General features: G+C 70.4%; 12 protein-coding genes. 7 read left to right on the forward strand and 5 right to left on the reverse strand.

The genetic code is table 11. The features are described 5' to 3' along the window. Positions 1-103: 103 nt before the first annotated feature. Both sigJ and qcrB read left to right on the forward strand, forming a co-directional pair. Positions 104-1,042, forward strand: coding sequence for an RNA polymerase sigma factor SigJ (gene sigJ / locus OO70_RS15250; protein WP_106971685.1), 939 nt, complete (start codon positions 104-106; stop codon positions 1,040-1,042). Then, the gene (qcrB, locus tag OO70_RS15255) at positions 1,039-2,505 is read left to right on the forward strand and encodes a cytochrome bc1 complex cytochrome b subunit (protein ID WP_043670163.1); all 1,467 of its coding nucleotides are present in this window, start codon (positions 1,039-1,041) and stop codon (positions 2,503-2,505) included. The genes sigJ and qcrB overlap by 4 nt, the downstream gene beginning before the upstream one ends. Before the next feature lie 6 nt (positions 2,506-2,511). Here qcrB and OO70_RS15260 read toward each other — a convergent pair whose 3' ends face one another. The 3 genes from OO70_RS15260 to OO70_RS15270 all read right to left on the reverse strand — a co-directional run bounded on the left by OO70_RS15260 (position 2,512) and on the right by OO70_RS15270 (position 8,474). After that, the gene (locus tag OO70_RS15260; RefSeq protein WP_043670166.1) at positions 2,512-2,967 is read right to left on the reverse strand and encodes a hypothetical protein; all 456 of its coding nucleotides are present in this window, start codon (positions 2,965-2,967) and stop codon (positions 2,512-2,514) included. Positions 2,968-2,974: 7 nt separating this feature from the next. Then, complete coding sequence (locus OO70_RS15265; RefSeq protein ID WP_043670169.1) at positions 2,975-5,218, reverse strand: glycoside hydrolase family 9 protein; 2,244 nt, start codon at positions 5,216-5,218, stop codon at positions 2,975-2,977. Between the two features lie 157 nt (positions 5,219-5,375). Continuing rightward, complete coding sequence (locus OO70_RS15270; RefSeq protein ID WP_043670172.1) at positions 5,376-8,474, reverse strand: glycoside hydrolase family 2 TIM barrel-domain containing protein; 3,099 nt, start codon at positions 8,472-8,474, stop codon at positions 5,376-5,378. A 256-nt stretch (positions 8,475-8,730) separates the two neighbouring features. Between OO70_RS15270 and OO70_RS15275 the strand changes: the two genes are divergently transcribed. After that, positions 8,731-11,106, forward strand: coding sequence for a SpoIIE family protein phosphatase (locus OO70_RS15275; RefSeq protein WP_043670175.1), 2,376 nt, complete (start codon positions 8,731-8,733; stop codon positions 11,104-11,106). A 6-nt stretch (positions 11,107-11,112) separates the two neighbouring features. On the opposite strand, the gene OO70_RS15280 is transcribed toward OO70_RS15275, so the two are convergent. After that, the gene (locus OO70_RS15280) at positions 11,113-11,664 is read right to left on the reverse strand and encodes an RNA polymerase sigma factor (RefSeq protein ID WP_043670178.1); all 552 of its coding nucleotides are present in this window, start codon (positions 11,662-11,664) and stop codon (positions 11,113-11,115) included. Between the two features lie 46 nt (positions 11,665-11,710). Between OO70_RS15280 and OO70_RS15285 the strand changes: the two genes are divergently transcribed. The 4 genes from OO70_RS15285 to OO70_RS15300 all read left to right on the forward strand — a co-directional run bounded on the left by OO70_RS15285 (position 11,711) and on the right by OO70_RS15300 (position 15,785). After that, on the forward strand, positions 11,711-13,093 hold the full coding sequence (locus tag OO70_RS15285; RefSeq protein WP_043670181.1) for a serine/threonine-protein kinase: 1,383 nt from the start codon (positions 11,711-11,713) through the stop codon (positions 13,091-13,093). A 158-nt stretch (positions 13,094-13,251) separates the two neighbouring features. Further along, entirely contained in the window at positions 13,252-13,956 is a 705-nt protein-coding gene (locus OO70_RS15290) for a DUF4232 domain-containing protein (RefSeq protein ID WP_043670184.1), read from the forward strand. A 70-nt stretch (positions 13,957-14,026) separates the two neighbouring features. Further along, on the forward strand, positions 14,027-15,277 hold the full coding sequence (locus OO70_RS15295; protein ID WP_078651421.1) for an arsenic transporter: 1,251 nt from the start codon (positions 14,027-14,029) through the stop codon (positions 15,275-15,277). A 16-nt stretch (positions 15,278-15,293) separates the two neighbouring features. Beyond that, a complete protein-coding gene (locus OO70_RS15300; RefSeq protein ID WP_043670187.1) occupies positions 15,294-15,785 on the forward strand; it encodes a universal stress protein in 492 nt (163 codons plus the stop codon). Positions 15,786-15,788: 3 nt separating this feature from the next. On the opposite strand, the gene OO70_RS15305 is transcribed toward OO70_RS15300, so the two are convergent. Beyond that, entirely contained in the window at positions 15,789-17,594 is a 1,806-nt protein-coding gene (locus OO70_RS15305; protein WP_043670191.1) for a ricin-type beta-trefoil lectin domain protein, read from the reverse strand. Positions 17,595-17,713: the final 119 nt, after the last annotated feature.

Genomic DNA, 17,713 nt, shown 5'->3' on the forward strand with positions numbered 1-17,713 from the left:
CGCGAATTCGCCGAGACCTACGTCACATTCAGCCCCTCGGATGTCACATTCCGACCCCCGCCACCCCTCGCAGTAGTGAGCACGCCACTGGGGAGGCGCATACATGTCCGAGATCTCTGAGTTCGCCGTCACCGATGAGGCGACCACTGTCTTCATGGACCATCGGGAGCTGCTGTTCGGCCTCGTCTACAACATGCTGGGCAGCGTCGCCGACACCGACGACGTCCTTCAGGAGACCTGGTTGTCCTGGACGACGCGCTCCCGGCGCTCCCCGCTCGACACCATCACCAACCAGCGCGCCTATCTCGTCCGCATCGCCGTCAACCACGCGCTGCAGCGCCGTGCCACGATCAACCACCGCCGCGAGACGTACGTAGGCCCGTGGTTGCCGGAGCCGCTGGTCGACCAGGCCGCCGACGGCGACCCCGTGGACCCCGCCCTGCGCGCCGAGTCCGTGTCGCTGGCCATGCTGGTGGTACTGGAGTCACTGAGCCCACTGGAGCGCGCGGTCTTCGTCCTCAACGAGGTCTTCGGGTACGCCCACACCGAGATCGCGGACATCATCGAGCGCACTCCGGCCGCCGTACGGCAACTCGCGCACCGGGCGCGGGCCCATGTGCACGCGCGGCGGCCGCTGTACGAGGCGCATCCCCGGGTGCGGCGGGAGGCGACCGAGCGGTTCGTGCGGGCCGCGATCGGCGGGGACATCGCCTCACTGATGGAGATCCTCGCGCCGGACGTCACGGTGTGGACCGACAGCGGGGGCAACCGGAAGCCGGCGGGGCTACGCCCGGTGCACGGGCGGGACAAGGCCGTCCGGCTCATCAACTCGTTCGCGGCCCGGCGCCACGGTCCCCAGGACCTGGAGCTGCGCTACCGGCGCGTCAACGGCGACGACGCGGCCGTGCTGTTCGAGGGCGACTCGCCGTACGCGGTGATGGTCATGGACCTCACTCCCGAGGGCGACCAGGTGTCCGGGGTCTACATCGTGACCAACCCCGAGAAGCTCACGCACGTGCACAAGGACGAGGAGGACCAGTGACCGTCACGTCCGAGTCCTCGCGGGGCGAGCGCGTCGCCGACTGGTTCGACGGCCGGCTCGGGATCTACTCGCTCGGCAAGCAGTATCTGCGCAAGGTGTTCCCGGACCACTGGTCCTTCCTGCTCGGCGAGATCTGTCTGTACAGCTTCGTGGTGCTGATCCTCACCGGCGTGTATCTCACCCTCTTCTTCCACCCGTCGATGAACGAGGTGACGTACCACGGCAGTTACGTCCCTCTGAACGGCATCCGGATGTCCGACGCGTACGCCTCGACGCTGCACCTCAGCTTCGACGTGCGCGGCGGGCTGCTGATCCGGCAGTTGCACCACTGGGCGGCACTGATCTTCATCGCCGCGATGCTGACGCACATGATGCGGCACTTCTTCACGGGTTCGTTCCGCAAGCCGCGCGAGCTCAACTGGCTGTTCGGCTGGACCCTGTTGTTCCTCGGCCTGTTCGAGGGCCTCTTCGGCTACTCGCTCCCGGACGACCTGCTGTCGGGCACGGGCATGCGTTTCGTGGACGGCGCGCTGCTCTCGGTCCCGATCGTCGGGACGTACCTGTCGATGTTCCTGTTCGGCGGCGAATACCCCGGCCACGACATCGTGTCCCGCTTCTACTCACTCCACGTCCTGCTGATCCCCGGCATCATGGCGGCGCTGGTGGTCGTCCACATCCTCCTGGTCGTCTACCACAAGCACACCCAGTTCGCGGGCCCCGGCCGCACCGAACGCAACGTGGTGGGCGCTCCGTTCATGCCGGTCTACTTGGCCAAGGCAGGCGGCTTCTTCTTCCTGGTCTTCGGCGCCCTCACCCTCATCGCGGCGGTTGCATCGATCAACCCGGTCTGGTCCTACGGCCCCTACCGCGCCGACCAGGTCTCCACGGGCGCCCAACCGGACTGGTACCTGGGCTTCGCGGAGGGCCTGGTCCGCGTCATGCCGGGCTGGGAAGTCACGCTGTGGGGCCACACGTTGGTGCTGGGCGTACTGATCCCGATCGTGGTCTTCCCACTCCTGTTGGTCTTCATCGGCGTGTACCCGTTCCTGGAGTCCTGGCGGACCGGCGACAAACGCGAACACCACCTCCTGGACCGCCCCCGCAACCGCCCGACCCGCACGGGCATCGGCGTGGCCTGGATCAGCCTCTACCTCGTCCTGCTTGCCGGCGGCGGCAACGACATCGTGGCAACGCGCCTCCACCTGTCGATCAACACGGTGACGTGGGCGGTGCGGGTGGCGGTGTTCGCCGTCCCGGCGATCGCGTTCGTCGTCACCCGCCGCATCTGCCTGGGCCTCCAACTCCGTGACGCGGAACTGGTGTTGCACGGCCGCGAGACGGGCGTGATCAAGCGGCTGCCGCACGGCGAGTACGTGGAGGTGCACCAGCCGCTCAGCCAGGCCGAGCTCCACACACTCACCGCGCACAAGCGCCCGAGGGAACTCGTTGAACGCGAGCCCTGACGCCCACTACCAGGCCGGCCGCGGATCCCGGAGGTGTTCCGGGGTCTGCTCCGGCAGCTCACGGTCCTCGTCCGTCCGCATGAGGTAGCCCGGATCGGGCGGGAACTCCTCGGTGGGCGGGGCCGGTTGGTGGAAGCGGCGGGTGCGCGGGAGGGTCACCTCCACGAGCTTTCCGTCATGGAGCATCCACAGTCCGAAGCACTCGTCGTCCTCGTCATGGATCAGCACCTGGACGCTCCCCGGCCAAGGCCACGGGAGTGACTCCAGATGCTTCAGGAGCCCCTCCCGTGGGCGCATGCGCTCGAACTCGGTGGCCCATCCCGCGCCGAACGACGTCCCCCACTGGCTCTGGATCGGTACGAACCGGCCACGCCAGGTGCGCTCCGGGTCGTCCCGGGTCAGCGGTTCCATCACTTCGTGCGCGTGAAGGGCCAGCACGACGACTTCGGCGAATCTGCTCATCCAGAGATCATCCCTGATCCGCCGCGAACGATGCCATCCACGCCAACGCCGCGTTCCAGTTCACCGCCGTCTCGTTCGTCGACCACGACTGGATGTCGTCGATGTAGCAGAACTGCCCGACGCAGCCCGTGAGTTTGCTCTGTGCGTACGGGTCCTGGATGGACGAGTTGGGGCCGCCCGCCAGGGTCCCCCTCGGCGGGTTCGGCAGGTTCGGGTCGAGCTCGTGGGCGTACCAACGGCTGTGTTCGTTGTGGGAGTTGGCCTCGCCGTACCCGGTGACGTACGACATGTTGAGGGCATTGCGACCGAGGATGTAGTCCATGCTCTGGAGCGCGCCGTCGCGGTATTTCGCGGCGCCGGTGAGGTCGTACGCGGTGGCGATGACGTGCGCGTTGTTGAGGATCTGGCTGTTGGATCCCCAGTCGTAGACGTTGCCGGGCGGCGCGTACGGCATGCCGTAGGGCTGGGTGCGCAGCGTGGTCAGGTAGGTGTTCGCGCCCTCGATCACCGACCGGCGGATCGCCTCCCGGCCGGGCAGTCGGTTGGGGACGGTCGCGAGGTCGAGTCGCCCCAGTGCCGCCGTCCGCGCCCAGTCGAAGCCGAGGCTGCCGAAGATGTCGGCCGTGTTGAGCGGGGAGTTGACGACGTAGTCGGCGAACTGCCGCTCACCCGTGGTCAGATACAGCTCCGCCGCCGCCCAGTAGAACTCGTCGGTCGCGTTGTCGTCGGGGTACGCGCCGCCGCCGATGCCGTCGTTCGGGTCCGGGTACACCGAGGAGTGCGCGAGCGCCGCCGCCCACGCCTTCCTCGCCGCAGCCAGTGACTTCGCCGCGAACTCCCGGTCGTAGGGCCGGTACAGACGCGCCGCCTGCGCCGCCGTGGCCGCGAGGTTGAGCGTGGCCTGTGTGGTCGGGGCGTGCAGTTCGCGCTTCTGGGGGTCCTGGCTCGGCAGCAGCGGCAGCCCGGTCCACTGTTCGTCGTGGACCTTGTCGTGCGCCATGCCGGCCAGCGGCTGCCCGTCCGGCACCTGCATCTTCAGCAGGAACTCCAGTTCCCAGCGGGCCTCGTCGAGCACGTCCGGCACCTTGTTGCCGCTCTCCGGGATGGCGAGCGTCCCGTCGCGCAGCTCGGCCGGCTGCCCGGTGCGGGCCAGCAGTGAGCGCTCGTAGGTGCTGAGCAACTCCCAGGTGGAGATACCGCCGTTGATGACGTACTTGCCGTGGTCCCCGGCGTCGTACCAGCCGCCGGTCACGTCAAGTGTGTAGTCGCACAGGCCGGGTTGGCAGGGCACGTGCGCGTCGCCCTGGTTGGGCGCGACGTTCAGGTGACCGGCCGGGCGGGAGTAGCCGGGGCGCAGGTCGTCGCGTATCGCGATGCCGCTGCGCTGCGTGTAGTAGTACTTCAGCGAGTCGACCCGCAACTGCTCATAGGCGGCGGCCCCGATGTCGAACGGCCGGCTCGTCTCCCCGTCCGCCACCAGTGTGAAGCCCTCACCACGGCCCCGGTAGGAACCGAAGTCGATGGACTGCACGTTCTGACCGGAGGACACATCGGTGCCGCGTGGGACGGTCCGCCCGTGGGCTACCACCGCACCCGCCGCGTTCTTCAACTGCCAGGGCAGCACGGACGTCAACGCGGTCACCAGCGTGGCGTTCTTCGGCCCACCGGGCAGATAGGCGACCTGATTGACCCGCACGCGCGGCCCGGTGTCCGGCTCGTACACCTCGGGCGGCACACCGCCCAGCAACGACACGTCATCCATGCAGAAGTGCCAGGCATCGGCACCGCCGCCGAGTTGGAAGGCGACCTGCCCCTGCGTGGTGTCGACGGGCGAAGTGAACGTGTACGCATAGGAGTTGCCCGACACACTCAGCTCGGGGCTCACCTCGTAGTAGGTGTCGTACGGCGACACCGACAGGCCGACGATCGCCCGCGCCACCTGCCCTTCGGGCGAACCGGACGCCGTGAAGGCGAACTTGTACGACTCGCCCTTCACCAGCGTGATGTCGTTCTGGCCGACGGCAGCGTCCCAGCGGTTGGTCGTGCCGCCCGGCACGTCCGCGCAGAGCTGTCCGTCCGACAGCCCCGCCGTGACGTTGCTCGTCGTCCACCAGGGCTCGGTGGTGGTGTCGAAGGTGCCGTTCCTGACCTGCTCGACCTCGTCGGCTCCGGCCGAGCCTGCCGGCAGGGCGGTGAGCGCCGCCGCGAGGAGGGCCGTGGCGGCGAGCAGGGTCGTTCTGCGTCGTTTCACGTCTGGGCTCCTCGGGGAGGTGGGGGCGCGCTCCGACGGCATGCGCGATGGGAGCGCTCCCAGATGCGGACGCAGGCCATGCTGTTCGAGACATGACATCCCGTCAACGGTCCGGACAGGCCAGATTCCCGTCCGGACCGCAGCGGAGGACGTCGTGCTACCCGGCAGGAGCCTCCAACTTGCTGATCCGCACCCCTCCTTGGGCCACTCCCGGATGACCGCTCGTCAGCGTGAGCCGCAACCGGGAGCCGCGCACGGCGTCGAAGGTGACGACGGTCGGGTTGTCCGAGGTCGTGGCCCAGTCGACGGCAGCCCCCTCGACCGGCACCCACGCCCGGCCGTCCCACACCGCGACCGCCACCGCCGCGGGCAGACTGTGCGTCGCGTCCACCGTGAACGACACCTCCACCCGGTCGAAGGACCGCGCCCTCCCCCAGTCCACCGACACCCAGTCCTTCTCGCGCGCACCGCTGAACGCCGGCAGCAGTGCCGTGGCCGACTTGGCGAAGGCGTTGGACCAGCCGGTGGCCGAGTCACCGTCGAGCATGGCGGCGGGCAGCGTGTCGGGGCGGCCCGAGTAACTGGCGTCGGCGCAGGGGTAGTTCAGCGGGGCGGGAAGGTCGGGCTCGAATCGCGGCGCCGAAGTCGTGGCTACGTCCCGGCCAGGTGTCGTCCGTACCCTCACCGTGCCTGCCCGCAGCCCTTCCGCCCGCGCCGTCACCTTCAGCGCACCCGCCCGCGTACCGGACCGCACGATCGCAAGTGCCTTGCCGTGGAAGGCGGTTCGGGTGCTCGCCTGGTAGCGCTCGGCACTCTCCTCCCGCCCGTTGTCCAGCCCGGCCAGGGACCCGCCCGTCACCTCGAAGGCGATCAGATCCTCGGCGTCGGGCAGCACGACACCGTGGGCGTCGACCACTTCCGCCGTCACGAAGACCAGTGAACGCCCGTCGGCGGCAAGGGACTTGCGGTCGGCCGTGAGACGTACGGCGTGCGCGGCTCCCGCAGTACGCAGCACGTCCGAGGCGACCACCTTCCCGCCACTCCTCGCCACCGCCTTCAACTCACCCGGCTCGTACGGCACTTGCCAGGTCAGGTGGAGTTTGCCCGCGCTGCCGTTCGGGCTGGTGTAACTGCCCGGGTAGGGGCCGGTGGTGAAGGTCTTGTCGTCGCCAGTGGGCTCGGTGGTCTCCAGGTAGGCGCGGCCGTCGGTAGTCGTCTTGGTGTCGAACTCCCTTGTCCCGAGGGACTTTCCGTTGAGGAACAGCTCGACGGTGCCGACGTTGGCGTAGGCCCAGACCTCGACCGTGTCCCCCGGCTCGTGGTTCCAGCTCATCGGTACCAGGTGGACCATGGGCTCGCTGATCCACTGGCTGCGGAAGAGGTGGTACATGTCCTTCGGGAAGCCGGCCGTGTCGACCGCGCCGAAGAAGGACGCCTTGACCGGGAAGACGTCGTACGGCGTCGGCTCGCCGATGTAGTCGATGCCCGACCACAGGAACTGGCCCGCGAACCACTTCCGGTCCCGGTCCTTCTTGTGGCCGTACTCGCCACTCATCGTCCAGGAGGCGAGGTTGTTGTCGTACGAGGAGGTGGCGCGCCTGCCGGGGGTGTAGTTCTCGCCGGTGTTCAGGTGCTCCGGCTCCTGGTAGGTGCCGCGCGTCGAGGTCTCCGAGGAGGACTCCGACTCGAAGAGAAACAGGTGCGGATAGGCGGCGTGCAGGCCGTCGACCGACTTGGCGGTGTTGTAGTTCAGGCCGAGTCCGTCGAGCTTGGCGAGCATGAGGTCGGCGGCGGAGCCCTTGGCGGGCACTCCGTGGTACTTGTTCGAGCCGATGACCACCGGCCGGGTGTCGTCCGCCGCCTTGATCGCGCCGATGATGCGGTCTGCTATCGCCAGCCCGGCGGTGGAGGTGGAGTCGGGGATCTCGTTGCCGATGGACCACAGCACGACGGCGGGCGAGTTGCGGGCGGCGAGGACCATCTCGGTGGCGTCCTTCTCGCACCAGGCGTCGAAGAACCGGTGGTAGTCGTAGGTCGTCTTGCCGCTGTGCCAGCAGTCGAACGCCTCGACCATCATCACGATGCCCAACTCCTCGCAGGCCTCGATGATTTGCGGTGAGGGCGGGTTGTGGGAGGTGCGGAAGGCGTTGACGCCCATCGACTTCATGATGGTCAACTGCCTGCGCACCGCGTCGATGCTGATCGCGGAGCCGAGGGCGCCCTGGTCGTGGTGGAGGTCGACGCCCTTGATCTTGGTGTGGGTGCCGTTCAGGGAGAAGCCCTCGTCCGGGTCGAAGCGGTAGGTGCGGATGCCGAAGGTGGTGCGGTGGGTGTCGACCGGCTTGCCGTCCACGCGGAGTTCGGTCTCCAGGGTATAGCGGTGGTCCGGGGTCTCGATGTCCCACAACTTGGGCTTCGGGACCGCGAGTTCGTGGGTCTCGGTGCTGCGGTCGGCGACGGTGATGGTGGAGGTGGCCCGGGCCACCGTCCGGCCGCCGGGGTCGACGACCCTCGATCCGACTTCGACCTCGCTCGCGGTGCCGGATTCGTTCAGCACGGCCGTTTGTACGCGCACGACGGCCCGTTCGGCGGTGATGTCCGGGGTCGTGACGTACGTACCCCAGCGCTCCACGTGCACCGGTTCGGTGATCACGAGGCGGGCCTCGCGGTAGATGCCGCTGCCCGAGTACCAGCGGCTGCTGGGGAGTTGGTTCTGGACCTTCACCGCGACGACGTTCTCCGTGGTGCCGTCGGTGTGCACAAGGTCCGTGAGGTCGAGGGCGAACCCCGTGTATCCGTAGGGGTGTTGACCGACCTGCGTGCCGTTGCAGTAGACGTACGAGTCCATGTAGACGCCGTCGAACTCCACCGAGATCCGCTTGCCCGCGAAGGCGGGTGGCAGGGTGAAGGCGATGCGGTACCAGCCGAGGCCGCCGGGGAAGAACCCGGTGCCGCTGGTCGTGCCGTATGCCGTGGTGGGGGTCTGTTCGATGCTCCAGTCGTGCGGGACCGCGACCTGGCGCCAGGTCGAGTCGTCGTAGTCCGGTGCGGCGGCGTCGGCGTAGGCGCCGGTCGGGTCGGTGATGCCGCCCGGGTTGACCAGCACGAAGCGCCAGCCGTCGCGCAGCGCGACCGTGTGGCGGCCGGAGGCGGCCCCCGTGGTCCCGGCGGCGCGTGCGGCCGGGGCGGCCAGGAGTGATGCGGCCGTCGGCGCGGCCGTGGAAGCGATCAAAACCGATCTGCGAGTGACCGTCATGGCGGCTCTCCCTCATCAGGGCCCAGAAGTACTCACAACTGATCGTGACCAAACAGATTCTGACGGGGTGCCACACCGGACCGTCAAGGGTGCGGGGGCGGACTTCTGCCGCATGCGCCACTTCGACCGGTTTTCCCCCTTGACCACCGGTACCCGCGGCCGTGGGGGTTCCGGTCCGCGCGGGAGCGTGACGCACTAGGCTGGAACGCAAGTGGCGGGTCTGTTCACTGTGAGTGCGCGCGATGGAGTGGCGACGATGAGTCCGGTCTACCCGTTCGACGATGCCGCGACGGCGCGGGTTGTCATCGACGATGCCGGAACTCTGGTGGAGTGGAACGACGGGGCCCGAAGGCTCCTCGGTCACACCGCGGACGAGGTCGTGGGCCGCCCGGCCGCGGGGCTGCTGGCCGGTGGCGACGAGGCGCTGCCCGAGATCACGGGCGCCCGCTGGGACGGCACGGTCGCGTTGCGCCACCGGGACGGCAGCGCCGTGTCCGTGTGGCTGCTGGCCCACCACCGGCGTCCCAGGGACGGCGGCCCGGGCGACTGGCTCGTCGTGACACCGCTGGAGGGTGGCGGCCCGCGTGCCTCCGAGGACCCCCTCGCGACGGCGGCGCTGACCCAGTCGCCTTGTGCCATCGCGGTCTACGACGAGCGGCTGCGACTGAGCCGGGTCAACGACGCGATGGGCGAGGTGATCGGCCTGCCCGAGGAGCGCATCCAGGGGCTGCGGATCACCGAGATCGGCGGGAAGACGCAGAGCGCGGAGCTGGAGCAGTACATGCTGCGCGTGCTCACCTCGGGCACCGCCGAGGACTTCCAGATCTACATGCGCACCGGCGGCGAGGACGCCGCGCACGCCTGGCTGGCCCGGATGGCGCCGATCACCGACGCCGAGGGGCGGGTGCGGGGCGTGTGTCTGGCCGCGCACGACTTCACCGAGAACTACCTGGCGCGGGAGCGACTGCAACTCGTCAACGAGGCGAGCGTCCGCATCGGCACCACCCTCGACGTCACCCGTACGGCCCAAGAGCTGGCGGACGTCTGTGTGCCCGCGCTGGCCGACTTCGTCAGCATCGATCTGCTGGACCCGTCGGAGCACGGCGGCGAGCCCCCGACGGCGATCACCGCGCCGCTCAGACTGCGCCGAGCCGCCCACCAGTCTGTCCAGCAGGGCAGCCCCGAGGCGGTCGCCAAGCCGGGCCAGCTGAACCTGTACCCGGAACAGTCCCCGCAGGCCGACGCGCTGGTCGCGGGCCGCACGCTCGTCGCGTCGGGCCGGGAACTGGAACTCTGGCTGTCCTGGGACCGCACCCGCACCCAGCGCGTCCAGGAGTACGGCATCCACTCCTCGATGGCCGTACCGATCCAGGCCCGCGGCGTCACCCTCGGCGTGGCTGTGCTCACCCGGTACCGGCGCCTCGACCCGTTCGCGGACGACGACGTCCTGCTGGCCGAGGAGGTCACGGCCCGCGCCGCCGTCTGCATCGACAACGCCCGCCGCTTCTCCCGCGAACGCGAGACCGCGCTCGCCCTCCAGCGCAGCCTGCTCCCCCGCAAACTGCCGAGCACGGCCGCCCTGGAAGCCGCCTCTCGCTATCTGCCGGCGGCGCGCGCCGGGGTCGGCGGTGACTGGTTCGACGTGATCCCGCTGTCCGGGATGCGGGTCGCCATGGTCGTCGGGGACGTCGTCGGCCACGGCATCCAGGCTTCCGCCACGATGGGCCGGCTGCGCACGGCAGTCCGCACCCTCGCCGACATCGACCTGGCCCCCGACGAACTGCTGACCCACCTCGACGACCTCGTCGTACGGCTGTCCGCGGAGGCCGGGAACGACGGCAGCCCGGGCGAGGTCGGCGCGACCTGCCTGTACGCGGTCTACGACCCGGTGTCCCGGCGCTGCACGCTGGCCCGCGCCGGACATCCGCCGCCGGTCATGATCCGGCCGGGCGGCCCGCCCGAGCCCGTCGACCTGCCCGCGGGGCCGCCGCTCGGCCTCGGCGGACTCCCCTTCGAGTCGGCCGAGTTCGAGCTGCCCGAGGGCACCGTGCTCGCGCTGTACACCGACGGGCTGATCGAGAACCGCGAGCGGGACCTCGACGTCAGTCAACGGCTGCTGTTCGACGCCCTGTACGCCGCCTCGGACTCACTGGACGAGACCTGCGACCGGATCCTGCACGCCGTGCTCCCGCCGGGCGGCGCCGCCGACGACGTGGCGCTGCTGCTGGCCCGCACCCAGGGGCTGCCCGCCGAGCAGGTCGCGACCTGGGACATCCCGGCCGACCCGTCGCTCGTCGCCCCGATCCGCAAGCAGGTCGTGGAACAGCTCGACACCTGGAACATGAGCGAGGCCGGGTTCACGGCCGAGCTGGTGGTGAGCGAGCTGGTCACCAACGCCATCCGCTACGGCGCGCACCCCATCCGGCTCCGGCTGATCCATGACGCGGCCACGCTGATCTGCGAGGTCTCCGACACCAACCACACGGCCCCGCACCTGCGCCGCGCCAAGACCTGGGACGAGGGCGGGCGCGGACTGCTGCTGGTCGCGCAGCTCACCCAGCGCTGGGGCAGCAGGCACACGACCGACGGCAAGACGATCTGGGCGGAGCTCTCCCTCTTCGACGAGGTGTGAGCCGGGTCAGGAGAGGTCGGTCAGCCAGGGCCTGACCTGGCGGCGGGCCTCGTGCAGCCGGGACTTGAGGGTGCCGAGCGGGATGCCGAGCCGGTCGGCGATGTCGGCGTACTCCAGGTTGCAGATGTCGCGGTAGACCAGCGGCGCGACGAGGTGCGGCTGCTCCCGTTCAAGGCGCTCCAGCGCCTCCAGTAGGTCGATCTTCGACCCGGCGATCACACTCGTGGTGCGCGGGTCGACATGCTGCTGCACGTCGATCACCGCGGGCTGCTCGGCGGCCCGGCGCTTCAGCTCGCGGTACTTCTGCCGGGCGCCGTTGGCGACCACCGTGTAGAGCCAGGTGCTGAACAGGCTGCGGCCCTCGAACGTGCCGATCTTCCGGGCGACTTGCAGCAGTACGTCCTGCGCCGCTTCCTCGGCGTCCTCACGGCACGGCAGGAACCGCCCGCACCGCCGTACGACCTCCAGCTGGATCGAGCGCAGCAGCTCGTCCAGTGCGGCCGGGTCGCCCGCCGCGGCACGCCGCGCAAGCTCCTCGGTCGGTGCCATGTCCCGCACTGGATCCACTCCTCCGCCTCGATCTCCGAGCAGGCATGATAGTCCCATGCACTTCGTCGAACAGATCGGCCGCTACCGACTCGAACGCCGCCTCGGTACCGGCGCGTTCGGCACAGTCTGGCTCGCGCACGACGACGTGCTCGAAGCCCCGGTGGCCGTGAAGGTCCTCGCCGACAACTGGGCGCACCGCCTCGACATCGTCGACCGCTTCCTGTCCGAGGCCCGGCTGCTGCGCAGGGCCGACTCGAACCGGGTGGTGCAGGTCTACGACATCGGTGAGCTGCCCGACGGACGGCCGTACTTCGTGATGGAGTACGCCGACGCCGGCACCCTCGCCGACCTGCTCACCGCGGGTCCGCTGCCCGTCTCCGAGGCGCTGCGGCTGACCGCGCTGGCCGCCCGGGGCGCCGCCGCCCTGCACAAGGCGGGGATCGTGCACCGGGACATCAAGCCGACCAACGTGCTGCTGCGCACCGCCCCTGACGGGTCCTACCGCGTCCTGCTCGCCGACCTGGGCCTGGCCAAGAGCCTGGCGCAGGGGTCGGGCCTCACCCTGGCCGCGGGTTCCGCGGGCTATCAGCCGCCGGAGCAGGCGCAGCCCGGGTTCGGCATCGACGAGCGCGCCGACGTGTACAGCCTGGGCGCGGTCGGCTACGAGCTGCTCACCGGCACGGTTCCGGGGGCACCGGGGCAGGTCGTACGGCCGGACCGGCTGCGGCCGGACGTGTCCCCCGATGTCCAGCGGGCCCTGTTGCGCGCGCTGGAACCGGACCGCGAGCGGCGCTGGCCGACGGCTCACGCGTTCGCGGAGGAGCTGGAGCGGCTGGCCGCCGAGGCGGCCCCCGCGCACAAGCAGGGCAAGCCGCGCGGCCGGCATCGGGGGGTCGCGCTGATGGCGGGTCTGTTCGTCGTGGTGGCCGTCGGCGCGGGTGTCGCCGTGTTGAACCTGCCGTCGTCGTCCGGGAGTTCGGACCTGCGGGTCAAGGACAGCACCGGCCGGGTCGTGGCCGAGGTGCCCGCCGCATGGGGCCGCCAGCTGCGCGACTCGGGCTGGAATCCACAGGCGCTCGGACTGACGGCCGGACACGAACCGGGGCTGGCCGTCGCCGACGACCTGGCGAAGTGGCAGGACCTCTCGGCGGACGTGAACGGCGTGTTCATCGGCCTGAGCGAGCACGGCAGCGTGACGACCGAGGTGGACGGCATCTCCCACTCCGGCTGCCACTACGACGGCAGCCACGCCTACTCGGACGCGGCCTGGCGCGGCACGATCCGCACCTGGAGCGATTGCTCGGGCAGCACGGGCACCCTCTCCGAGACCGCGCTCCGTCAGGTCGGCGGCGCGGCGCAGCCCCAGGTGTACGTCCAGATACGGCAGCACAGCGGTGACGCGACGGCGCGCATACTCCGCTCGCTGCGGGTCACCTGATCACTGTCGCAGTCCCTGTCGTAGTCACTGGCGTAGTCACTGGCGTAGTCACTGGCGTAAAAAAACGGTGATCCCGCGAACCTTTCGGCGCGCACGCGCATCGGACCTCTGTGACAGCGCGCGAGGCGCTGTGCGGTGAACCTCCAGGAGTGTTGAAGATGGCGAACACGTCCCAGTCCCTGCGCCGGGCGGCCCTGCTCGTGAGCGCGGTCGCCGTGCTGGGTCTGACGACGACGGCCTGTGGCAACGGCAGCGGTACGGTGAGCAGCCCGCAGACCGAGTCGGGTACGGCCGCACCAGCGGGCGGCGACGCCTCGGCGGACGGCTCCGGTACGCCGGTCTCCTCGTCGAGCGGCAGCGACACCGCCACCGGTACGGACTCGACCTCCACCTCGTCGGGTTCCTCCACGTCCACCTCTTCGAGCTCCGGCGTCACCACCAGCAGCCGGTGCCACACCTCCGAACTCAAGGCCAAGGTGGGCGGCAACGATCCGGGCGCCGGGCAGGAGAACTTCCCGATCGTCCTCACCAACGCGTCCGGCCGTACGTGCACGGTCCGCGGCTATCCCGGTGCCGCGTTCGTGAACGCGTCCGGCACACAGCTGGGCCCCGACCCCCAGCGCGAGTCGGGCAGCACCGCCACCACGGTCACGCTGAAGCCGGGGCAAAGTGCCTGGGCCGGTCTGACCTTCTCCAACCCGGAGATCAGCGGCGCGAAGACGGCGACCCCCGCCACGCTGGTGGTGACCCCGCCCGACGAGAAGGACCCGCTGAAGGTGACGTGGACGAACGGCGCGGTGCCGGTGTCGGGCAACGCGTCCTCGGTGCGTCTGACAGTGTTCAGCGCGGGCACGGGCGCCTGACCGCGGTCTTCGGGCGGCCGCCTGGTTACATGGGGCGGGCACCGCTGCCCGCGTCCCGGAGGACCGTCCCCTGAACACCCCGCTCGCCGAAACCCTGTCCGTCGTCCTGCTCGTCGCCGTCCTGGTGTGGGCCGTCGTCCGTCCCTTCGGGTGGCCGGAGGCGGTGCTGGCGGTCCCGGCCGCCGGGATCGCCGTGGCCACCGGGGCGATCTCGCTGGACCACGCGCGGGCGGAGGCCGAACGGCTCGGACCGGTGGTCGGGTTCCTGGCGGCGGTGCTCGTGCTGGCCCACTTCTGCGATGTGGAGGGCCTGTTCAGGACCTGCGGGGCATGGATGGCCGAGTGGGCGAAGGGCAGTCCGAGCCGGCTGCTGACGGCGGTGTTCGCACTGGCCTCGGCGATCACGGCCGTACTCAGTCTGGACGCCACCATCGTGCTGCTGACGCCGGTCGTGTTCGCGACGGCGTCCCGGATGGGGGTGCGTCCCAAGCCGCACGTCTACGCGTGCACGCATCTGTCGAACACCGCCTCGCTGCTGCTGCCGGTCTCCAACCTGACGAACCTCCTCGCCTTCGCGGCGAGCGGCCTGAGCTTCACCCGGTTCGCCGGGCTGATGGTGCTGCCCTGGCTGGTCGCTATCGGCGCCGAGTACCTCGTGTTCCGGAAGTTCTTCGCCCGTGACCTCGCGGCGGCGGCACCCTCGCCGACCTCCGGCGACACCCCCGAACTGCCGGTGTTCGCGCTGGCGACCGTCGCCTGCACCCTCGCCGGGTTCGTGCTGACCTCGGCGGTCGGCATCGATCCGGCGTGGGCCGCGTTCGCGGGGGCGCTCGTCATGGCCGGGCGGGCGCTGCTACGACGGCAGGCGACCCCGCTCACGGTCGTGCGGGCCGCCGCTCCCTCGTTCCTGGCGTTCGTGCTGGCGCTCGGGATCGTGGTGCGGGCGGTGGTGGACAACGGGCTCTCCGACGCGCTCGGGCACGTCCTGCCCGGCGGGACCGGGATCGCGGCCCTGCTCGGGATCGCCGCGCTGGCCGCCGTACTGGCGAATCTCATCAACAACCTGCCGGCGGTGCTGGTTCTGCTGCCGTTGACCGCGCAGGCAGGGCCGGGAGCGGTGCTCGCCGTGCTGCTCGGGGTGAACATCGGGCCGAACCTGACCTACGCCGGTTCGCTCGCGACGCTGCTGTGGCGGCGGATCGTGCATCAGCACGAACATGACGTGGATATCAAGGAGTTCACGAAGCTGGGGCTGCTCGCCGTGCCGTCGGCGCTCGTCCCGGCCGTGGTGGCACTGTGGGTGTCGCTCCAGGTTCTCTGACACCGAGGGAGGCCGAATGCGCGTGATCGCCTGGCTGGTCGAGGGCACCTGGCCCGCCTGTGTGGACGCCGTACGGACGCATGCGCCGGCGGATTCCGAGGTGGTGCTCCTGCATGTGAGCGGCCCTGACGTGCCCGGGGTCGCGCACGGGGCGTTCGCCGGGCTGCTCGGGCGGGGTGGTCCGCGGCGGGATCCCGGGACCCGGCTCGAGGATCTGGGCAGCACGTCGGCGGCGGAGCTGCTGGACGCGGCGGCCGAGCGGCTGGGGCGGCCGTATGTCCGGATGGAGCGGGCCGGGCGGGTCGAGCGTGAGGTGGTGGCCGCCGCCGACGACGCGGATCTGCTGGTGCTGGCCCGCGACGGCGACCGGGCCCGGCTCGGCCCGCACAGTCTCGGGCCCGCCGTACGGTTCGCCGTCGATCACGCGCCCTGTCCGGTACTGCTGGTCTGGCCGGAGGCGGCGCCGGGCATCTCGACCCTGCCGCCTCCCCCACCGCCGCATCACTGAGGTTCAGTGACCGCCGTGGTAGCCGCCGCCGTACCCGCCACCGCCGTAACCGCCGCCTCCGGACCAACCGCCCTGGCCGCCCCCTGAGCAGTAGGACGGGTAGTAGTCGCAGTAGTCCGTCGGGGACGCCGTGGTCGGCGTGGACTGCGGGGTCGACGCGCTCGGCGTAGGAGTGGGCGTGGCCGTCGGCGTCTTCGAAGCTTCCGGGACGGCCTTCTTGGTCGTGGGGGTCGGCGACCCGGTGGTGTCCGTGTCCCAGTTGACGACCTGCATCTGGGGGTCGGCCTTCGACGTGTCGAAGACCCACCGCTGGGCCGAGCCGTCCGCCCGCGTCTTCAGGACGAGCGCGCCGCCGCCGTCGGTGGAGGCGGGAGTCAGGGCCAGGTCCTGGTTCCAGCGCGGTACCAGGATGCCCTGGAGGGTGAAGTCGTAGCGGATGTTCTTCGCGGTCGCCGAGGACGTGCTCGTGCAGGGGGCGAGCTGGACCTCGAAGGCGAGGTGCGAGTCGAGGCACAGGCCGGGGTCGGCGGTGCTGCGCAGCTGGCCGTCGGTCTCGTACGACCACTGCTGGCCGGCCGCCGAGGAGCAGGTCTGCAGTTCGGCCTCGGTGCCCTTGAGGGGCTTGTTGCCGGCGATGCCGATGCAGAGGCCGGACTCGACGTTGTGCAGCCGGCCGCTGAGCGTGCCCTGGGTGGTGTCGGTCTTGCCGACCCAGGAGGGGTTGGCGGATTCCTTGCCGGTGCCGGAGGCGCCGGCGGCCTGGCTCTCGGTCTGGGTCTTCGCGTCGCCGGAGCCGCCGATGGACCACACGACGAGCGGGAGGACGACCAGTCCGCTCACGGTCAGCACGGCCGCGGTGAGGTTGCGGCGGCGGACGCGGCGGGCCGCCTTGTGGGCCGATCTGAGTTCGCCGCGGCGCGGGCCGGACCGCAGGGCGAGTTCGGTCGAGGCGGACGACACCTGGGCGGGCAGGGCACGGCTGCCGGCCCTTACCTCCAGGTAGGCGCGTGCGCCCCAGCCGAGCACCGCTTCCGCCAGCGCCACGCCGAGTCCGGCGTTGAACTGGTTCAGCTGGTCGGCGGTGAACCGGCAGTGCTTGCAGACGGTGAGGTGCATGGCGAGGTCCGGGTCGACCTCCGCGCCGCCGCGCCGGAAGGTGACGTCCAGCAGCCGTATGTAGAGCTGGCACTCGTCGCTGGGGGCGAGTTCGCGGTGGACCTGGAGGCACTCCTCGCGCAACCGCCCGACCGCGCGGCCGAGTTCGATGCGGGCGCCCTCTTCGTCCAGGCCGACCAGCCCGGCGGCTACGGCGACGGGCTCGGACTCGACCTCGAGGTGCCAGAGCAGGGTGCGCGCCGTCTGGGGCAGCCGCTGGAACGCCCGCGAGATCAGCCGCCGTTCGGGCACCGGGAGCAACCGGGACGCGATGCGGTCTCCGTCGCCGACGGCCGAGCGCAGGTCCGGGTGGAGCATTTCCTGGCGGTGGTCGGTGTCCCATTCCGCGGCGATACGGCGGACGGTGACCAGCACCTGGGGCCGCCAGGCCGCGGTCGGTCCGGACTGCCGCAGGGATTCTCCGAAGAGCCGGGTGAAAGCGGCCGTGGTGAGCATTCCGGCGTGGTGCGGTCCGTCGGTGCACAACCCCGCATAGGCGAAGGCCGCTTCCCAGTGCCGGTCCAGCAGTTCGCCGACGGGTTGCAGCGCGGGCGTCGTCCCCGTCCACTTCTTCAGCTCGGCGCTGAGCTGCTCGTCGGTCACTTCGAAGTGGTGAGCGGAAGTCGGGGAATTCGAGGGACCTGCGTCCTTCACGGCTGCATTCCTCCAGGTGAAACGCGGAATTTGGTCCATACCGGCGGGTATGCGACCCTGCCGACGGACGGACTGGTCTGCCCGTCCGATTGATGGCATCCCGAACGTCCGCCTGGGGC

Origin of the sequence: Streptomyces xylophagus (assembly GCF_000716435.1) — a bacterium.
Lineage (GTDB): Bacteria > Actinomycetota > Actinomycetes > Streptomycetales > Streptomycetaceae > Streptomyces > Streptomyces xylophagus.

What these genes read in the sequence shown, in the direction of transcription:
- sigJ (WP_106971685.1), top strand. Translation starts at nt 104, where the DNA reads ATGTCCGAGATCTCTGAGTTCGCCGTCACCGATGAGGCGACCACTGTC.
- OO70_RS15260 (WP_043670166.1), bottom strand. Translation starts at nt 2,967, where the DNA reads ATGAGCAGATTCGCCGAAGTCGTCGTGCTGGCCCTTCACGCGCACGAA.
- OO70_RS15270 (WP_043670172.1), bottom strand. Translation starts at nt 8,474, where the DNA reads ATGACGGTCACTCGCAGATCGGTTTTGATCGCTTCCACGGCCGCGCCG.
- OO70_RS15275 (WP_043670175.1), top strand. Translation starts at nt 8,731, where the DNA reads ATGAGTCCGGTCTACCCGTTCGACGATGCCGCGACGGCGCGGGTTGTC.
- OO70_RS15285 (WP_043670181.1), top strand. Translation starts at nt 11,711, where the DNA reads ATGCACTTCGTCGAACAGATCGGCCGCTACCGACTCGAACGCCGCCTC.
- OO70_RS15290 (WP_043670184.1), top strand. Translation starts at nt 13,252, where the DNA reads ATGGCGAACACGTCCCAGTCCCTGCGCCGGGCGGCCCTGCTCGTGAGC.
- OO70_RS15300 (WP_043670187.1), top strand. Translation starts at nt 15,294, where the DNA reads ATGCGCGTGATCGCCTGGCTGGTCGAGGGCACCTGGCCCGCCTGTGTG.